The following is a 13943-nucleotide window of genomic DNA, read 5'->3' on the forward strand; positions in this document are numbered from 1 at the left end:
TCTGGCGCCGGAAATGTCGCAAGACTCGCGGGCCTCATCGCCGGCAAGCCGGGAGCATACGAGAATGCAGACCGTTTCCTGACAAATTGACAAGGTTATTTTTGAGCCGGAACACTAGAATAGCCCCCGTCTTTTACAGAACCTGAGCCCATTTATGCCGGATCCGGTTGACCCTTCAAAGGTGTCGGAACTTCCCCTGGACACGCTGGTGGCCTGTCACGAGTGCGACCTGCTGATGCGCAAGCCCCAGCTCGGCCTTGGCGAAAAAGCCCAGTGCCCACGCTGCGGCTACGAGCTCTACGCCCATCGGCACAATGTCGTCGAACGTAGCCTGGCCCTGGTACTCGCCGCACTGCTGTTGTACATCCCGGCGAACTTTTTACCCATCATGCAGCTCAATCTTCTGGGCCGGACCTCCGACGATACGGTCTGGAGCGGCGTACTGGGCCTTTACCATACCGGCATGTCCGGCATCGCCGTGGTGGTGTTCCTGTGCAGCATGGGTATCCCTTTGCTCAAGCTGCTCTGCCAGTTGGCCGTGCTGTTGAGCATTCGCTGGGATATCGGGCGCAGCTATGGCTTGTTGCTGTACCGCATTTACCACCACCTGCGCGATTGGGGCATGCTTGAGGTCTATCTCATGGGCGTGCTGGTGGCGATTGTCAAACTCGCCGACCTGGCGGAGCTGAGCCTCGGATTGGGCCTGGCCTGCTTTGTCGGTTTGCTGTTGGTCCAAGTAATGCTGGAGGTGGTCATGTCGCCCCACCAGATCTGGCAGGCGTTATCGGGAGAGGACGAACATGCGGGCGATTGATGCAGGCATCCTGATCTGTACGGAATGCCACGAGTTGAACCGCCAGGAAGAGGACAGCGACGAGCAGGTCTGTACCCGCTGCGGTGCGGCTGTGCACCCACGGCGCCCCAACAGCCTGATGCGTACCTGGGCCTTGTTGCTGACCTCGGCGATTCTCTATATCCCGGCCAATATGTTGCCGATCATGACCGTCAGTTCCCTGGGCAAGGGCGATCCCAGTACCATCATGTCCGGTGTCATCACCCTGGTGCAGCACGGTATGTTTCCCATTGCCGCCGTGGTTTTTGTCGCCAGTATTCTGGTACCGACGTTCAAACTGGTGGGCATCGCCCTGCTCTTGTTCTCGGTGCAGCGCCACCAGCCGCTGTCGGCCCGGCAGCGGATCATCATGTACCGCTTTATCGAGTTCATTGGCCGCTGGTCAATGTTGGATATCTTTGTGATCGCCATTCTGGTGGCGGTCGTGAACTTTGGAAGAATTGCCAGCGTCGAAGCCAATCTCGGCGCGATAGCCTTTGCCAGTGTGGTGATCTTGACGATGCTTGCCGCAGTAACCTTCGATCCCCGACTCATCTGGGACAACACGGAGTCGGACGACGACCATGAGTGATTTGCCAAAAGCCAAAACCCGTCCGGCCTCGAACTGGTCGGCCGTCTGGGTCCTGCCGCTGATTGCCCTGATCATCGGCGGCTGGCTCGGCTGGCGTGCCTATAACCAGACCGGCATTGAAATCCAGGTGCGCTTCGAAAGCGGCGAGGGCATCCAGGCCAACAAGACCGAGATCGTCTACAAGGGCATGCCCATCGGCAAGGTCAAGGGCCTGAGCCTGGATGTCGAAGGCTCCACCAAGGGGGTCGTCGCCACCATCGAGATGAACAAGGATGTCGAGTCGTCCCTGCGCACCAATACCCGCTTCTGGCTGGTCAAGCCGAGCGTGACCCTGGCGGGGATCACCGGCCTGGATACCCTGGTGTCCGGCAACTACATCGCGGTCAGCCCCGGGGATGGCGAACCGGAGCGCAAGTTCAAGGCGTTGAACCAGGAACCGCCGCTGTCGGACCTCAAGCCGGGCCTGCATATCACCATCAGGGCCGACCGCCTGGGCTCCCTGAACCGTGGCAGCCCGGTGTTCTACAAGCAGATCCAGGTCGGCCAGATCAAGAGTTATGCACTCTCGGCGGACCAGAACATGGTCGAGCTCAAGGTCTTTATCGAGCCGACCTACGCCAACCTGGTGCGTAAACACACGCGTTTCTGGAACGCCAGCGGCATCAGCATCGACGCCAATTTGTCCGGGGTGAAGGTGCGCAGCGAGTCCCTGGCGAGCATCGTCGCCGGTGGTATCGCCTTCGCCACGCCGGAGAATCGCAAGGACAGCCCGCCCACCGACCCGAGCCTGCCGTTCCGCCTTTATGAGGATTTCGACGCCGCCCAGGCCGGGATCCGCGTCAAGGTGAAACTCAGCGACTTCGAGGGGTTGCAGGCCGGGCGTACGCCGGTGATGTACAAAGGTATCCAGGTCGGCAGCCTGAAAACCCTGAAGATCGACCCCGACCTGACCAGCGCCAACGCCGAGTTGACCCTCGATCCGCTGGCCGAGGATTACCTGGTGGACGGTACCCAGTTCTGGGTGGTCAAGCCGTCGATTTCCCTGGCCGGTATCACCGGGATCGAGGCCCTGGTCAAAGGCAACTACATCGCCATTCGCCCCGGCGACAAAGGCGGTCACCCGCAGCGTGAGTTCGAGGCCCGGGCCAAGGCGCCGCCACTGGATCTGCGCTCCCCGGGGCTGCACATGGTGCTCTTTACCGACAACCTGGGTTCCCTGGATGTCGGCAGCCCGGTGCTCTACCGCCAGGTGAAAGTCGGTTCGGTACAGAGCTACCAGTTCTCCCGCACGCGCAAGCAAGTGATTATCGGCGTCCATATCGAGAAGGAATATGAAAACCTGGTCAACGCTTCGAGCCGTTTCTGGAACGCCAGTGGCATCACCCTCAGCGGTGGCCTGACCGGTGGCATCCAGGTGAAGAGTGAGTCCCTGCAAAGCCTGATGGCCGGTGGTATCGCCTTCGAGACCCCACTGGACAAAGCCCCGTTGCAAAAACGCATTCCGCGTTTCCGCCTGTTCCCCAACCATGACGAGGCGCAGCAGCAAGGCACCCTGATCACCATTCGGGTCGATCGCGCCGACGGCCTGCGCAGTGGCACGCCGATCCGCTTCAAAGGCCTGGATGTGGGCAAGATCGAAAGTGTCGACCTGAGCGATGACCTGCAATCGGTGTTGCTGTCGGCGCGGATTACCGAAGTGCCGGAGCGTATCGCCCGGGTTGGCAGCCAGTTCTGGGTGGTGAAACCGGAGTTGGGCCTGATCAAGACCGCCAACCTGGAAACCCTGGTTACCGGGCAGTACCTCGAAGTGCAGCCGGCAACGAAGAAACTCGGGGTGCAGAAGGATTTTGTCGCGCTCAAGGAACCGCCGGATGCGGCGGTGCCGCAAGCCGGGTTGAGCCTGACCCTGAGCGCCGCGCGACGTGGTTCGCTGAAGGAAGGCGTGCCGGTGACCTACCGCGAGGTGACGGTGGGCAAGGTGACCGGGTATGAGCTGGGAGCGACCGCCGACCGGGTGTTGATCCATATCCTGATCGAGCCCCGTTATGCTTCGCTGGTGCACACCGGCAGCCGGTTCTGGAACACCAGCGGGTTTGGTGTCGACTTCGGCTTGTTCAAAGGCGCGACGGTGCGTACCGAATCGCTGGAGACGCTGATCCAGGGCGGGATCGCCTTTGCCACGCCGGATGGCGAGCGCATGGGCGCGGCGGCGCGGCCGTTGCAGACCTTCCCGCTGTTCGACAAGTTCGAGGATGAATGGCTGACCTGGGCACCGAAGATCAGCCTCGGTAAATAGCATCGCCTTTGTAGGGCTTGCTGGCGATGACGGCTGGTCAGGCGATGCAAGGCTCACTGGCCTCATCGCCAGCAAGCTGGCTCCTACAGGGGGCGACAGTATTTCTCCCGCCAAAATGAAAAGGCCGCGATCAATGATCGCGGCCTTTTGCTTTACAGCCTCTGGAGTCAGACCTCGTCCAGCTCCGGTTCCGCCGCTTCGCTCGGCACCGTTGCCCGGACCTCATCGTGCCGGCGGATGTACTTCCAGTCCGCTTCGTCGATATAGATCCCGTTCGGTCCGCTGCCGCCTTCAAGGTCGATGGCTACGTGGGCCGACACCTGCGGCTTCACGCTCGCCAGGATCGGCACGAAGCCCAGTTGCAGGCTGGTCTCCAGCAACGCCGCCTGGTTGCGTTCGTCGATGTCCGCGGCCTCGTCGAGGTAGTACGGCAGACGCACGCGCCCGGCCTGGTCGCGGTCCATCAGGTGCAGCAACAGGTACATGTTGGTCAGCGCCTTGATGGTCATGGTCGTCCCGTTGGACGCCGCGCCGTCGATATCGGTGTGGATCACCGGCTGGCCGTTGACCTTGGTGATCTCGAACGCCAGCTCGAACAGGTCCTTCAAGCCCAGCTGGTTGTGGTTTGCCGCCACCAGCCGCGCCAGGTATTCCTTGGCCTCTTCGTTCTTGTTGTCCTGATCGGCACTCTGGCTCAGGTCGAACACCGACAGGGTTTCGCCTTCCTCGTACTGGCCGGCACTGTGGATGATCTGGTCGATATGCTTGAGCGCGTCCTTGTTCGGCGCCAGCACGATACGGAAGCTCTGCAGGTTGGAGACCTGGCGCTTGTTGATCTCGCGGTTGAACAGCGCCAGCTGGTGTTCCAGGCTGTCGTAGTCGCTGCGGATATTACGCAGGGTCCGGGCGATATCGGTCACCGCCGCACGGCGGGCCTTGCCCAGGGTCAGGGCTTCGTCGGTGCGGTGGTCATAGGCGTTGATCAGCAGTTGCAGGCGACGCTCGATGTCGTCCTCGCTGTCGAACTTGGCCACGCCCTTGAGGCGCACCTGGGCGTACAGCGCATCGATCTGCCCGTCGGCCCGCTGCAAGCCCTGCCAGCTGTCCTGGTAGTCGTTGAGCAGCGGCAGCAGGTTGTCCATGGAGTCGTCGATCGGATCCATGAACGGCGTGCCGAACGGCAGGTCGGCCGGCAGCAGCTGGCGACGGCGCAGGGCGTCGTCGAGGGTGCGCTGCTTGGCTTCCATATCGCCGATCTGCCGGCCCACCAATTGCAGCTTGGCCGACAGTTGCTGGACGCGTTCGGTGAAGGCATCGCTGGAGCGCTTCAGTTCATCCTGCGCGGCTTCCAGTTGGGCCAACTGTTCCAGCTTGTCGCCTTCCTCGGCGCTCAGGGTCTGGGCGCGACGGAAGTCTTCCAGGGCTTTCTGCGCGTCCAGCACCTGCTGGTACAGCGCTTCGGTCTGGGTCTTGCTCGCGGCCCGGTCGGCGGCGACGGCCTGCTGGGTTTTCAGTTGCTTGAGCTCTTTCTCCAGGCGCTCTTTCTGGTCACGCAATGCAGCACGATCGGCCAGAGCTTGTAGCGCCGGCGGCTCGATATGGGACAGGTCGATGGACAGGCCCGGCACTTCGAAACGCTCGCCCTTGAAGCCGTCGAGGATCAGTTCCATGGACTTGACCCACTCGCCTTCCTCGTCCAGGGCAATGCCGTGCTCGCCCAGGGGCAGGCTGAACAGGGCGCTATTGAACAGGCGCATCAGGCGCTCGACATCCTGTTGCGAGAACTCTTCGCGCAGCCGTGCATAGCTGTTGTTGTCGGCGTGATCGAGTTGCTGTTTCACCGACTTCAGGCGTTTTTCCAGGTCGCGCAGACGTTCTTCCAGGTCCTCGGCGCTGAACTGCCGGGACTGGGCCAGGGCGCCGGCCAGTTCGTCGTGGGCATCCTTGGCCGCCAGCAGTTGCTGCTCCAGCACCTTCACATCGTTGACCAGGGCGAAGCGATTCTTGAGTACCGACAGCTCGCCGAGCCAGCGTTGCAGGTCGCTGATTTCCCGCTCCAGGCGCATCAGCTCCTGGGTGCTGCTGCGCTGGTCGTTCTGCAAGGCGTCCTGTTCATTACGGTAATGCTCGGACTGGATGACCAGCTCTTCCTTGCGCGCACCGGCATAGTCCGACCAGGTACCGAGCAACGAGTCCAGCAGCGGTGAAATACGGTGCAGTTTGCCGCGCAGCACATCGCGCTGGCGTACCCCCGCGGCCAGCGCCTCGACCAGGGGGCCGGCGGCCACCATGGCGTTGTAGTCCTGCTCCATGCGCCGCACATCGCGGAAGGCTTCCTCGCAGGCGGCGATATAGTCGACGCTGCCGGAACGCAGGCTGTGCTCGAAGGCATCGAGGAACAGCTGCTTGAGCTTGGCGGCGGTGATCTCGCGCATATGCAGCAGGTTGATGAACAAGGCGCGGAAGGTCTTCAGGCTCTGTTCGCTGGTGGAGCGCAGCGGGATCAGCGTCAGGTCCAGCGGAATCGAAGTATGACCGCCGACCAGCAGCCGACGCAGTTCATCGGGCTTGAGCTCGTAGGCTTTCAGGCCGTTGCGCTCAAGGTTGTTGAACAGTTCCTTCTGGCGCAGGCAGGTGTCGTCCTTCTGGTAATGCGCCAGGTCCAGGCGTCCGGCATAGGCGAAGAACTGGTGGCCGAAACCGCCGCCCGGGCCGCGTCCGACCACACCGATCACGTGGGGACCGTGGGGCAGGGCGACTTCGACGAGGATGTAGCTGGTGTCGCTGGCGAAGTAGAAGCGCCGCGACTGTTCCAGGCTGTACTTGCCGAAGCTCATGTCCGACATGCGCGCCAGGATCGGGAACTGCAAGGCGTTGATCGAGGCCGATTTACCCAGGTTGTTCGCGCCGTACACCGACAGCGGATGTTCCAGGGGAAACAGGCCGAGGCTGTAGCCGGCGGTGTTCAGCAGGGCGAAGCGGCGAATACCGTAGCGTTCCTGGCTCATGCGTCCATCTCCTGTTGCTCGGCGGCAATGGCCCGGGCCAGCGCGTCTTCTTCACTTTCTTCGGTGGGCTCGACGAATTCGCTGAGGTCCAGCGGGTCATCGGTTTCCAGCAATTTTTCGTCGCTGTCGTCATCCACCAGCACCGGCGTCGGCAACGGCAGCACGCTGTGCAGGCTGGCGGCCATGTCGCGGTCCTGCTGGACCGACAGGCAGACGTCGAGGAAGCGGTGCATCGGTGGCAGGAAGCGGAACAGGCCGGGTTCTTCGAGGGCGAAGCCGAGCTGGGTCATGCGGCGCATGATCTTCTCTTCCAGCTCTTCCTGGGTGGTGACTTCGGCCTGGACGAACAGGTCGCGGTATTTCTCCAGCAGCGACGGCAGTTCGTCACGACCGAGGCTGCCGCCATCGAGCACGGCCACCGGGTCGCGGCCCTGGTCGGCGAGGTGTTCCACCAGGATGAAGGTGAACAGCGCCAGGCGCTGGGCGGTCTTGTTCACCTGGGCGGCGGCATTGTCCGGGACGAAGTAGTAGAAACCGCGGGTGTCGCAGACCAGCTCGAAGCCCAGGGCCTTGAACAGGGTGCGGTACTGGTCCTGGCAGTTGGACAGTTGGGCGTACAGCTCCGGGTCGCGGCGGCTGATGTGGTAACCCTTGAACAGCTCGCGAAAGATCGGCGCCAGCTGGGACAGTTCGGAAAGATCAAGATGCATGGGCTGTGCTCGCGGAATTTTCGCCGGCTTCTTCGACACGCGAGAGCAGGGCGAAGGAGCGCAGGCTGACCTGGTGCTCCTGGGTGTGGTAGTCGCGGCGTTCGAGGCGCTCGCGCTGGAAACGTTTTTCCCGCGACAGGCGCGAGAACCAGTAGAGCAATTCGTCGGTGGCGCCGTCCGGCTCCTGCTCCAGCAGCCAGCTCATCAGGTCCGGCATCGGCAGGGCGTCGCTGCAGCGTTCGAGCATTTCCTTGACCGTGCGCGGCGCCCGTGGCGACTCGCCGCCCTTGGACGACTTGTGCGCCTTGGGGAAACGCGACGGCTTGGCTTCGAAGCGGGCCAGGGCGTAGACATAGGCCTCGACCTGGCCGGAGCTGCCGAGAAAGGTGCTTTGCGGGCGGGTGAACATCGGCATCGCCGCTTGCGGCACGGCGTCCAGCCCTTTGCGGCGGATCACCGACAGGGCCAGGGCCGCGCCACGGGTCACGGCGTTGTGCCGGCGGGCTTCTTCACGCAGCGGCAGCAGCAGTTCGCGGGCATGGCGCAGGGTCAACTGGGCGCTGGTCTGCATTTCCAGGATCCGCGCATGGGTGCGCAGCAGCATGTCGTCGTCCACCAGGTGGCCAAGACGTTGCTGTTCGCTGAGCATGCGCAACAGCACGTTCTCGACCTTGCGCACGCCCTGTTCGAAGGCGCCGTCGGCGTTCACCAGCTGGATCATCGGCTCGACGTATTCGTCCCAGGTCGCCAGGACCTCGGCGTAACGCTGGCGCAGCGGGATCTGCCGGTCGCTGGTCTTGGCCCGTTCGGCAACGGCCACCAGGGCCTGTTCGTCGTTGGCGAGCTTTTTCAGTACATCGCGCACACGCATGTCGAGCAGGCGCAGCTGGCGGGCCAGGTCGTTGCCGTCGCGGATATCGAAGGCATCCTGGATGTAACCGGCCAGGCGCTCGAGGTGGCGCAGGTAGGCTTCGATCTCCAGGCACAGGCCCAGGCGGTGTTCGCGGCGCAGGTAGGCGAGGAAGTCGTGGATCTGGGCATTGAGCTCGAAACGGTTCGGGCTTTTCGCCACGGGCACCAGGATATCGAGGCGAATCCACACGTCCAGCAGGCTGGTGATGTCCTGGGGCGTGCTGTCCAGCTGCTGGGCAGCCAGTTGCTGGCGCAGTTCACCGAGGCTCAGGGTGCCTTGGTCGAAGTGTTCGCACAGAGGCTCCAGAAGGGCCCAGTGCTCGGCGAGGGCGCGCAAGACGCGCTTGGGTTCGATCATGGGAGAGGCCGGCTGGTTGGCAAATTAAAAGGAGCGATTGTACTGCATCAAGCACCTGATTGACCCGCAGGTGATCGGAGGCTTGGCGTTCTTGCGATCAACTGCGGGCGATCTTCGCCGAAGGGCGGTAGAATCCCTGCTTCAACTTATCCACAGATGGCCGACCTTTGCTTATCGAGTCCCGCCGCCGCGCTTATCTGACCGCCATGCAGGTGGTCCACTGGTTGCCCCGCACCGAACTGCCGTTCGCCGCGCCGTCGCGGCCGGAGTTGTTTGTCGAGCCGGAGCCGTTGGTCGAGGTCCAGGCTCCCGTGCCTGAGGCGAGCAAGGCCGCTGAACCGGTGGCCAGGTCCGTCGAGCGGCCGAAGATCGAAGTGCCACGGCCCTCGCCGATCCAGCGCGCCGAAAGCAAGCCGGCGGTCGCTGTTGAAGAGGCGCCGGCCCCGGTCAAGGCGGTTCAGGTCCCGCCGCCGCGTTTCGCCCTGCAATTGTTGCGCGCCGGGCGTTGCCTGGTGCTGGTGGAGTTACCCACAGGCGAGGCGTTCCAGAGTCGCGACCCGGCCTACCTGTTGCTCAAGGACATGCTGCGCGCCGCCGGGCTGCCGGACAGCCCGCAGATTGTCGGCGAGCCGGTGCGCTGGCCGCTGCTGGTGCGCGGGAACCTCGACCAGGGCCCGGATGCGGCGCGGGACTTTGTCCAGGGCTTTGTCCAGGCCCGTCGGGAAGAGGGCGAGTGCGCCTGCCTGTGGCTGATCGGCCTGCCGGCGGTGCGTTTTGCCGGTGAAGCCAATGCCCAATCGTATAACCGTGAACTGCAGGTCGAAGGCCTGGGATCGGCCTGGGCGTTGCCCGGTCTGGAATTATTGATGGATGAGCCACAGCGCAAGGCTGATGTCTGGCAAGCCATGCGCCGGCTGATGGCGCGATGGAAAAGTAACGATGAGTGATGCGGTAAGTTTTCGCCCGATGACTGAGGCGGACCTGGATGCGGTCCTGAAGATCGAATACGCGGCGTTCAGCCATCCCTGGACCCGCGGGATTTTCCTCGATGGCCTGGGCAAGTACCAGATCTGGTTGATGTTCGAAGGCAGCCAGCAGGTCGGGCATGGCGTGGTGCAGATCATTCTCGATGAGGCGCACCTGCTCAATATCACGGTCAAGCCGGAGAGCCAGGGCCGTGGCCTGGGTTTGCGCCTGCTCGAACACCTGATGTCGCGGGCCCATGCGGCCGAGGCCCGGGAATGTTTCCTTGAAGTGCGCGACAGCAATCGGGCGGCCTTCCGCCTGTATGAGCGTTATGGTTTCAATGAGGTCGGACGCCGTCGCGATTACTACCCTGCGGTGGGTGGACGCGAAGACGCGGTGGTGATGGCGTGTACGTTGGTTGACTGAAGATTTTCCACGTGACCCCGAGCCGGGGTCGGGTGTCATAACTTCGGACTATCTTGAGGCGGCAGAGCATGAACGAACTACAGGATCTGATTGATAACAACGAGCGCTGGGCTGCTGCGATCAAGGAAGAAGACCCGGAGTTTTTCGCCAAGCTCGCGCGCCAGCAGACCCCGGAATTCCTCTGGATCGGCTGCTCCGATGCGCGGGTTCCGGCCAACGAGATCGTCGGCATGCTGCCGGGCGACCTGTTCGTGCACCGTAACGTGGCCAACGTGGTACTGCACACCGACCTCAATTGCCTGTCGGTGATCCAGTACGCGGTGGATGTGCTCAAGGTCAAGCATATCCTGGTTACCGGCCACTACGGTTGCGGCGGTGTGCGGGCTTCGATGCAGGATCGCCAGTTGGGCCTGATCGATGGCTGGCTGCGGTCGATTCGCGACCTGTACTACGAGAACCGCGAAGTGCTGGCGCAGTTGCCGACCGAGGAAGAGCGGGTCGACCGCTTGTGCGAGTTGAACGTGATCCAGCAGGTGGCCAACGTCGGGCATACCACCATTGTGCAGAATGCCTGGCACCGTGGGCAGAGCCTGTCGATCCATGGCTGCATCTACGGGATCAAAGATGGGCGCTGGAAGAGTCTGAACGCCACCATCAGCGGCATCGAGCAGTTGCCGCCGCAGTACCGGTTACGGCCGGTGGATGCGCTCTGAAGTCCTGCTGATACCGCGAGCTTTGTAGGCGGAGGTTCTTAAGGCTTGCGTCGTTTGAGCTGACGTCTTCGCGGGCAAGCCCTGCTCCTACAGTCCTCTGTCGGTCACCGATTTTGTGTACGACACAAACCTGTAGGAGCAGGGCTTGCCCGCGAATAGGCCCTTGAACCTTACGCGGTCAGATAACCGGCATCGCCGTCACTGGTGCCGGCGCCGGTTTCTTCAGCTCGTTGAGCTGTGTCTTGATCGCCGTGGTCGAGCATTGCTTCTCGGCATCGGCTGGCGACAGCTTGCGTATCGACTCATAGAACAGCACGCAGGTTTTCTGGGTGTTGGTCACCTGCCAGTTGTCGGTACAGCTTTTCAGCTGCGCCGCCGGATCGCTGCCCGGTTTCTGGCCCATGCCGGCCTGCCAGCAGGCGGCACTCAAGTCCTGCCCCATGACCTTCAAGCCCGCCGCATCGGCCTTCGCCTGATCGCCGCCATAGCTGGCCGGGTCCGCTGCGTACCAGATATAGCTCGGGTGATTGGAGCCCAGCACCGGTACTATCGTCCCCGCTGCCGGGCGGATGAGACCCAGCTGTAGCACACCGACGTCCGCGCCATATTGCTGCTTGATCCAGTTGCGCACCGGTGCACCGAAGGCCACCATCGGCAACGCCGTGCCCTTGGACGTGACACTGACTTCCTTGACCATGGTGGTCTGGTAGTCGGTGAAGTAGCTGTAGACGGTTTCCAGGGTACTGCCGGCGTTGGACGGCGCGGCAATCGGGGCGATGTCGATGATGGTCTGGTAACCCGGTGTCTGCTCTTTGGGAATACCGTTGTCGGTCAGGAGCTCGGCCCAGCGGTCGGTGGTGGCCGACTCCAGGTAGTCCTGGGCCTGGGTCAACGAGTAATCCGGCGGGAAGTGCAGCAGTTCGACACTCTTGCGGTTGTCCAGGGCCAGGCCCAGCGGCAGGAACAGGTACCAGTTGTAGGCCCATTTATTGTCGGCATTCAGTTTCGAGGCGCCTTTGTAGGCCAGTTCGCCGGCATTGAGCAGTTGCGCCAGCGGTTTGTCATAACCGTTCGGCACGCCGCTGAAGTGGGCATAGAGTTGGCCGGCTTCGGCTTTCACCGTCACCTTGGCGTTGGTGTAGCCGTCGCGCTGCACGCTCTGGTTCAGGTAGTGCTCGGCGGTCTGTTCCAGGGTCCAGTTGCGAAAGCAGATGACACTGCAGTTGTTGGGATAGGCGAAAAGCTGGGTGACGCGTTCCCGGCTACCCAGTTTCATTTCGACATCGGCGTGGGCAAGGGTGCTCAGGGTGAGTGCGGCTAAGGTACTCGTCAATACAGCGAGTTTTGACATGCTCAGATCCTTTTCAGCGTTGACCATTGGGTGAGGTGACTGCTCATACTGCTGCAGGTGGTATTTTCCCGTTATGGGGAAACTGTGATTTTTCTTGTACTTGATATCCCTGACCAAGCGTAGGCGTTCCCCCGGACTTCATCGCCTGCTGTCCGCGGTCAGTGGATAGCCAGGGACCACCAGCAAACATGTGATCGTGATGCACAACATCAGCAGGAAGAATCCCAGTTGCAGGGGGCTCCAGTGGGTGAAGTGCAGGATGGCCTGCCAGGGGTGTCGCCAGATCGATTCGGGGCGCTCGCCGCCCTGGCGCTTGCTGTCGAAGAGGCCGATTGCGCCGATGCCGATGAATGTCGCCATGCCCAGTCCGCCGGACCAGGCCAGAAACAGCAGCGCGATTACTGCTTGCGGCACGCCGTGACGAATGACCAGCCAATATCGGTTCGGGTTGATGCGTTTGGGCAGCAGGTATTCGCTCAGCCATAAATCGATCGTCAGCAGTTGCCTGGAGATGGCCTGCCAGACATTCATTGCATAGGTGCCGACAATCACCGGGACCAGACCCGTCAGCAGCGAAACAAGCAAATTGGTCCCTAGCTCGCCTTTGGCTTGCCAGGTTTGCCATGCGGGAATCGCCGACAGTATCAGCGCCAACGAGCAGCCGGCCCATAGCCACCGCCAACTGGAGGTGGGGACGGCGCGGGGTAGGAACTTGCGCCAGAAAAAAACGTCGGGATTGGGCAGGCGCTCGATAAGTTCCGGGTACCTGTGGGTGAGTTGGTCTGCAAGGTCCTGGCAGGCCTGCCAATGGCTATGGGTAAAGCCCTTGAATTCCAGGCCCAGTTGCCAGAGAGACAGGGGCGTCAGCAGCACAAAGGCTGCTTTTTGCACCGGCTCCCCCTCGAAATGGTTCAAGGCTCTGGTTTGTAGTTCCCCATAGAAGGCTTCGCGCTTGCAGCGTCTGTTCAGCGATTGCCAGATCCACAGCGGTTCAGGGGTTACGCCTGCCTGATCGTCCCAGCCGAACGCCTGGCAGACCCGGTCGAATAACGGCACGCTCCATTGGGTATCGTTCAACAACTGCAGCACGATCCGTTGCCATTCCTGGTTTCGGTCGAAAATCTTCATCCAGGGCTGTTGCGAGTAATGTTTCAATTGCTGGAGGAATGGCCGTTCCTGTCCGGCCTCCAGCAGGTCCTGCAGTGCCTGCCGATATTCCTGCAGCAATCCACTGGACAAGGCTTCAGCTTGCCAGGGTGTCATGCGCACGGTTTGCCAGGGCGTCAACCATTCCAACTGCTGAACGGCCCAAGCGGCAATTGAACGACGCAGCCCCGGTTGTTCGAAGCACAGGTTCAACAGCGCCTGTTGAAACGCGTCGGCGCATTGCTGTTGTCGTGCCTGCTGCCAACGCTCCGGCAAGTTCTGTTCGGTGAGGTCGGCCAGGAGGGACGGGATCGGATCATCGCGGACTGGCGCAGCGGGGCGCGTGTTCAGCGGTTGAATATCCGCGGGCCAGGACCATTCATACGTTTGGGCGTGTTCCATCGCGTCGGCTGTCAGGACGGCCATGGGCAGGGGAGGCGCTTCTTCTGGCGAGTCATCGTCCCGCCAGCGAGCAATCTCGAGCGCATGCTCATAGGCTTCGCGCAGGCGTTGAAAACCCTCGGCGTCTTCATCCGGGCGATTGCTTTTCAGCAGTCGTGCGTAGCTGCGCTTGATGCTGCGTTCATCGGCGTCTTCCGGCAGTTGCAAGAGCGTCCAGCAATTCATGTCGCG

General features: G+C 62.1%; 11 protein-coding genes. 6 read left to right on the forward strand and 5 right to left on the reverse strand.

Going from position 1 to position 13943, the window contains the following annotated elements; all coding sequences use genetic code 11:
- Window positions 1-154: 154 nt before the first annotated feature.
- Genes M5B42_RS19010 through M5B42_RS19020 form a run of 3 tightly spaced genes read left to right on the forward strand, consistent with a single transcriptional unit; the run spans window position 155 to window position 3720 of the window.
- The gene (locus tag M5B42_RS19010) at window positions 155-814 is read left to right on the forward strand and encodes a paraquat-inducible protein A (protein WP_152740119.1); all 660 of its coding nucleotides are present in this window, start codon (window positions 155-157) and stop codon (window positions 812-814) included.
- Window positions 801-1424 (forward strand): paraquat-inducible protein A, encoded by a 624-nt coding sequence (locus M5B42_RS19015; protein ID WP_152740118.1) that lies wholly within the window; start codon window positions 801-803, stop codon window positions 1422-1424. The genes M5B42_RS19010 and M5B42_RS19015 overlap by 14 nt, the downstream gene beginning before the upstream one ends.
- Window positions 1417-3720, forward strand: a complete 2304-nt coding sequence (locus M5B42_RS19020) for an MlaD family protein (protein WP_248746721.1) — start codon at window positions 1417-1419, stop codon at window positions 3718-3720. The genes M5B42_RS19015 and M5B42_RS19020 overlap by 8 nt, the downstream gene beginning before the upstream one ends.
- A 167-nt stretch (window positions 3721-3887) precedes the next feature.
- Here M5B42_RS19020 and mksF read toward each other — a convergent pair whose 3' ends face one another.
- The 3 genes from mksF to mksB are packed head-to-tail and all read right to left on the reverse strand — an operon-like array spanning window position 3888 to window position 8708.
- Window positions 3888-6728: an Mks condensin complex protein MksF gene (gene mksF / locus M5B42_RS19025; RefSeq protein WP_248746722.1), complete on the reverse strand. Its 2841-nt coding sequence runs from the start codon at window positions 6726-6728 to the stop codon at window positions 3888-3890.
- A complete protein-coding gene (gene mksE, locus M5B42_RS19030; RefSeq protein ID WP_177101220.1) occupies window positions 6725-7438 on the reverse strand; it encodes an Mks condensin complex protein MksE in 714 nt (237 codons plus the stop codon). Before mksE ends, mksF begins: the two co-directional genes overlap by 4 nt.
- Complete coding sequence (gene mksB, locus M5B42_RS19035) at window positions 7428-8708, reverse strand: Mks condensin complex protein MksB (protein WP_248746723.1); 1281 nt, start codon at window positions 8706-8708, stop codon at window positions 7428-7430. The genes mksE and mksB overlap by 11 nt, the downstream gene beginning before the upstream one ends.
- Window positions 8709-8875: 167 nt before the next feature.
- Between mksB and M5B42_RS19040 the strand changes: the two genes are divergently transcribed.
- From M5B42_RS19040 to can, 3 genes are all read left to right on the forward strand, one after another.
- Complete coding sequence (locus M5B42_RS19040) at window positions 8876-9655, forward strand: energy transducer TonB (protein ID WP_248746724.1); 780 nt, start codon at window positions 8876-8878, stop codon at window positions 9653-9655.
- Window positions 9648-10100: a ribosomal protein S18-alanine N-acetyltransferase gene (gene rimI / locus M5B42_RS19045; RefSeq protein ID WP_100942348.1), complete on the forward strand. Its 453-nt coding sequence runs from the start codon at window positions 9648-9650 to the stop codon at window positions 10098-10100. The genes M5B42_RS19040 and rimI overlap by 8 nt, the downstream gene beginning before the upstream one ends.
- Before the next feature lie 68 nt (window positions 10101-10168).
- On the forward strand, window positions 10169-10813 hold the full coding sequence (can, locus tag M5B42_RS19050) for a carbonate dehydratase (RefSeq protein ID WP_103497556.1): 645 nt from the start codon (window positions 10169-10171) through the stop codon (window positions 10811-10813).
- A 178-nt stretch (window positions 10814-10991) separates the two neighbouring features.
- On the opposite strand, the gene M5B42_RS19055 is transcribed toward can, so the two are convergent.
- A complete protein-coding gene (locus M5B42_RS19055; protein ID WP_248746725.1) occupies window positions 10992-12164 on the reverse strand; it encodes a hypothetical protein in 1173 nt (390 codons plus the stop codon).
- 138 nt (window positions 12165-12302) lie between these two features.
- Window positions 12303-13937 carry a J domain-containing protein gene (locus tag M5B42_RS19060; RefSeq protein WP_248746726.1) on the reverse strand — a complete coding sequence of 545 codons (1635 nt, stop codon included), beginning with the start codon at window positions 13935-13937 and terminating at the stop codon, window positions 12303-12305.
- Window positions 13938-13943 lie beyond the last annotated feature (6 nt).

This window comes from Pseudomonas sp. MWU12-2037 (genome assembly GCF_023242345.1).
Lineage (GTDB): Bacteria > Pseudomonadota > Gammaproteobacteria > Pseudomonadales > Pseudomonadaceae > Aquipseudomonas > Aquipseudomonas gingeri_D.

Coding starts and splice junctions, on each gene's coding strand:
- M5B42_RS19010 (WP_152740119.1), top strand. CDS start 155: ATGCCGGATCCGGTTGACCCTTCAAAGGTGTCGGAACTTCCCCTGGAC.
- M5B42_RS19015 (WP_152740118.1), top strand. CDS start 801: ATGCGGGCGATTGATGCAGGCATCCTGATCTGTACGGAATGCCACGAG.
- M5B42_RS19020 (WP_248746721.1), top strand. CDS start 1,417: ATGAGTGATTTGCCAAAAGCCAAAACCCGTCCGGCCTCGAACTGGTCG.
- mksF (WP_248746722.1), bottom strand. CDS start 6,728: ATGAGCCAGGAACGCTACGGTATTCGCCGCTTCGCCCTGCTGAACACC.
- mksE (WP_177101220.1), bottom strand. CDS start 7,438: ATGCATCTTGATCTTTCCGAACTGTCCCAGCTGGCGCCGATCTTTCGC.
- mksB (WP_248746723.1), bottom strand. CDS start 8,708: ATGATCGAACCCAAGCGCGTCTTGCGCGCCCTCGCCGAGCACTGGGCC.
- rimI (WP_100942348.1), top strand. CDS start 9,648: ATGAGTGATGCGGTAAGTTTTCGCCCGATGACTGAGGCGGACCTGGAT.
- can (WP_103497556.1), top strand. CDS start 10,169: ATGAACGAACTACAGGATCTGATTGATAACAACGAGCGCTGGGCTGCT.
- M5B42_RS19055 (WP_248746725.1), bottom strand. CDS start 12,164: ATGTCAAAACTCGCTGTATTGACGAGTACCTTAGCCGCACTCACCCTG.
- M5B42_RS19060 (WP_248746726.1), bottom strand. CDS start 13,937: ATGAATTGCTGGACGCTCTTGCAACTGCCGGAAGACGCCGATGAACGC.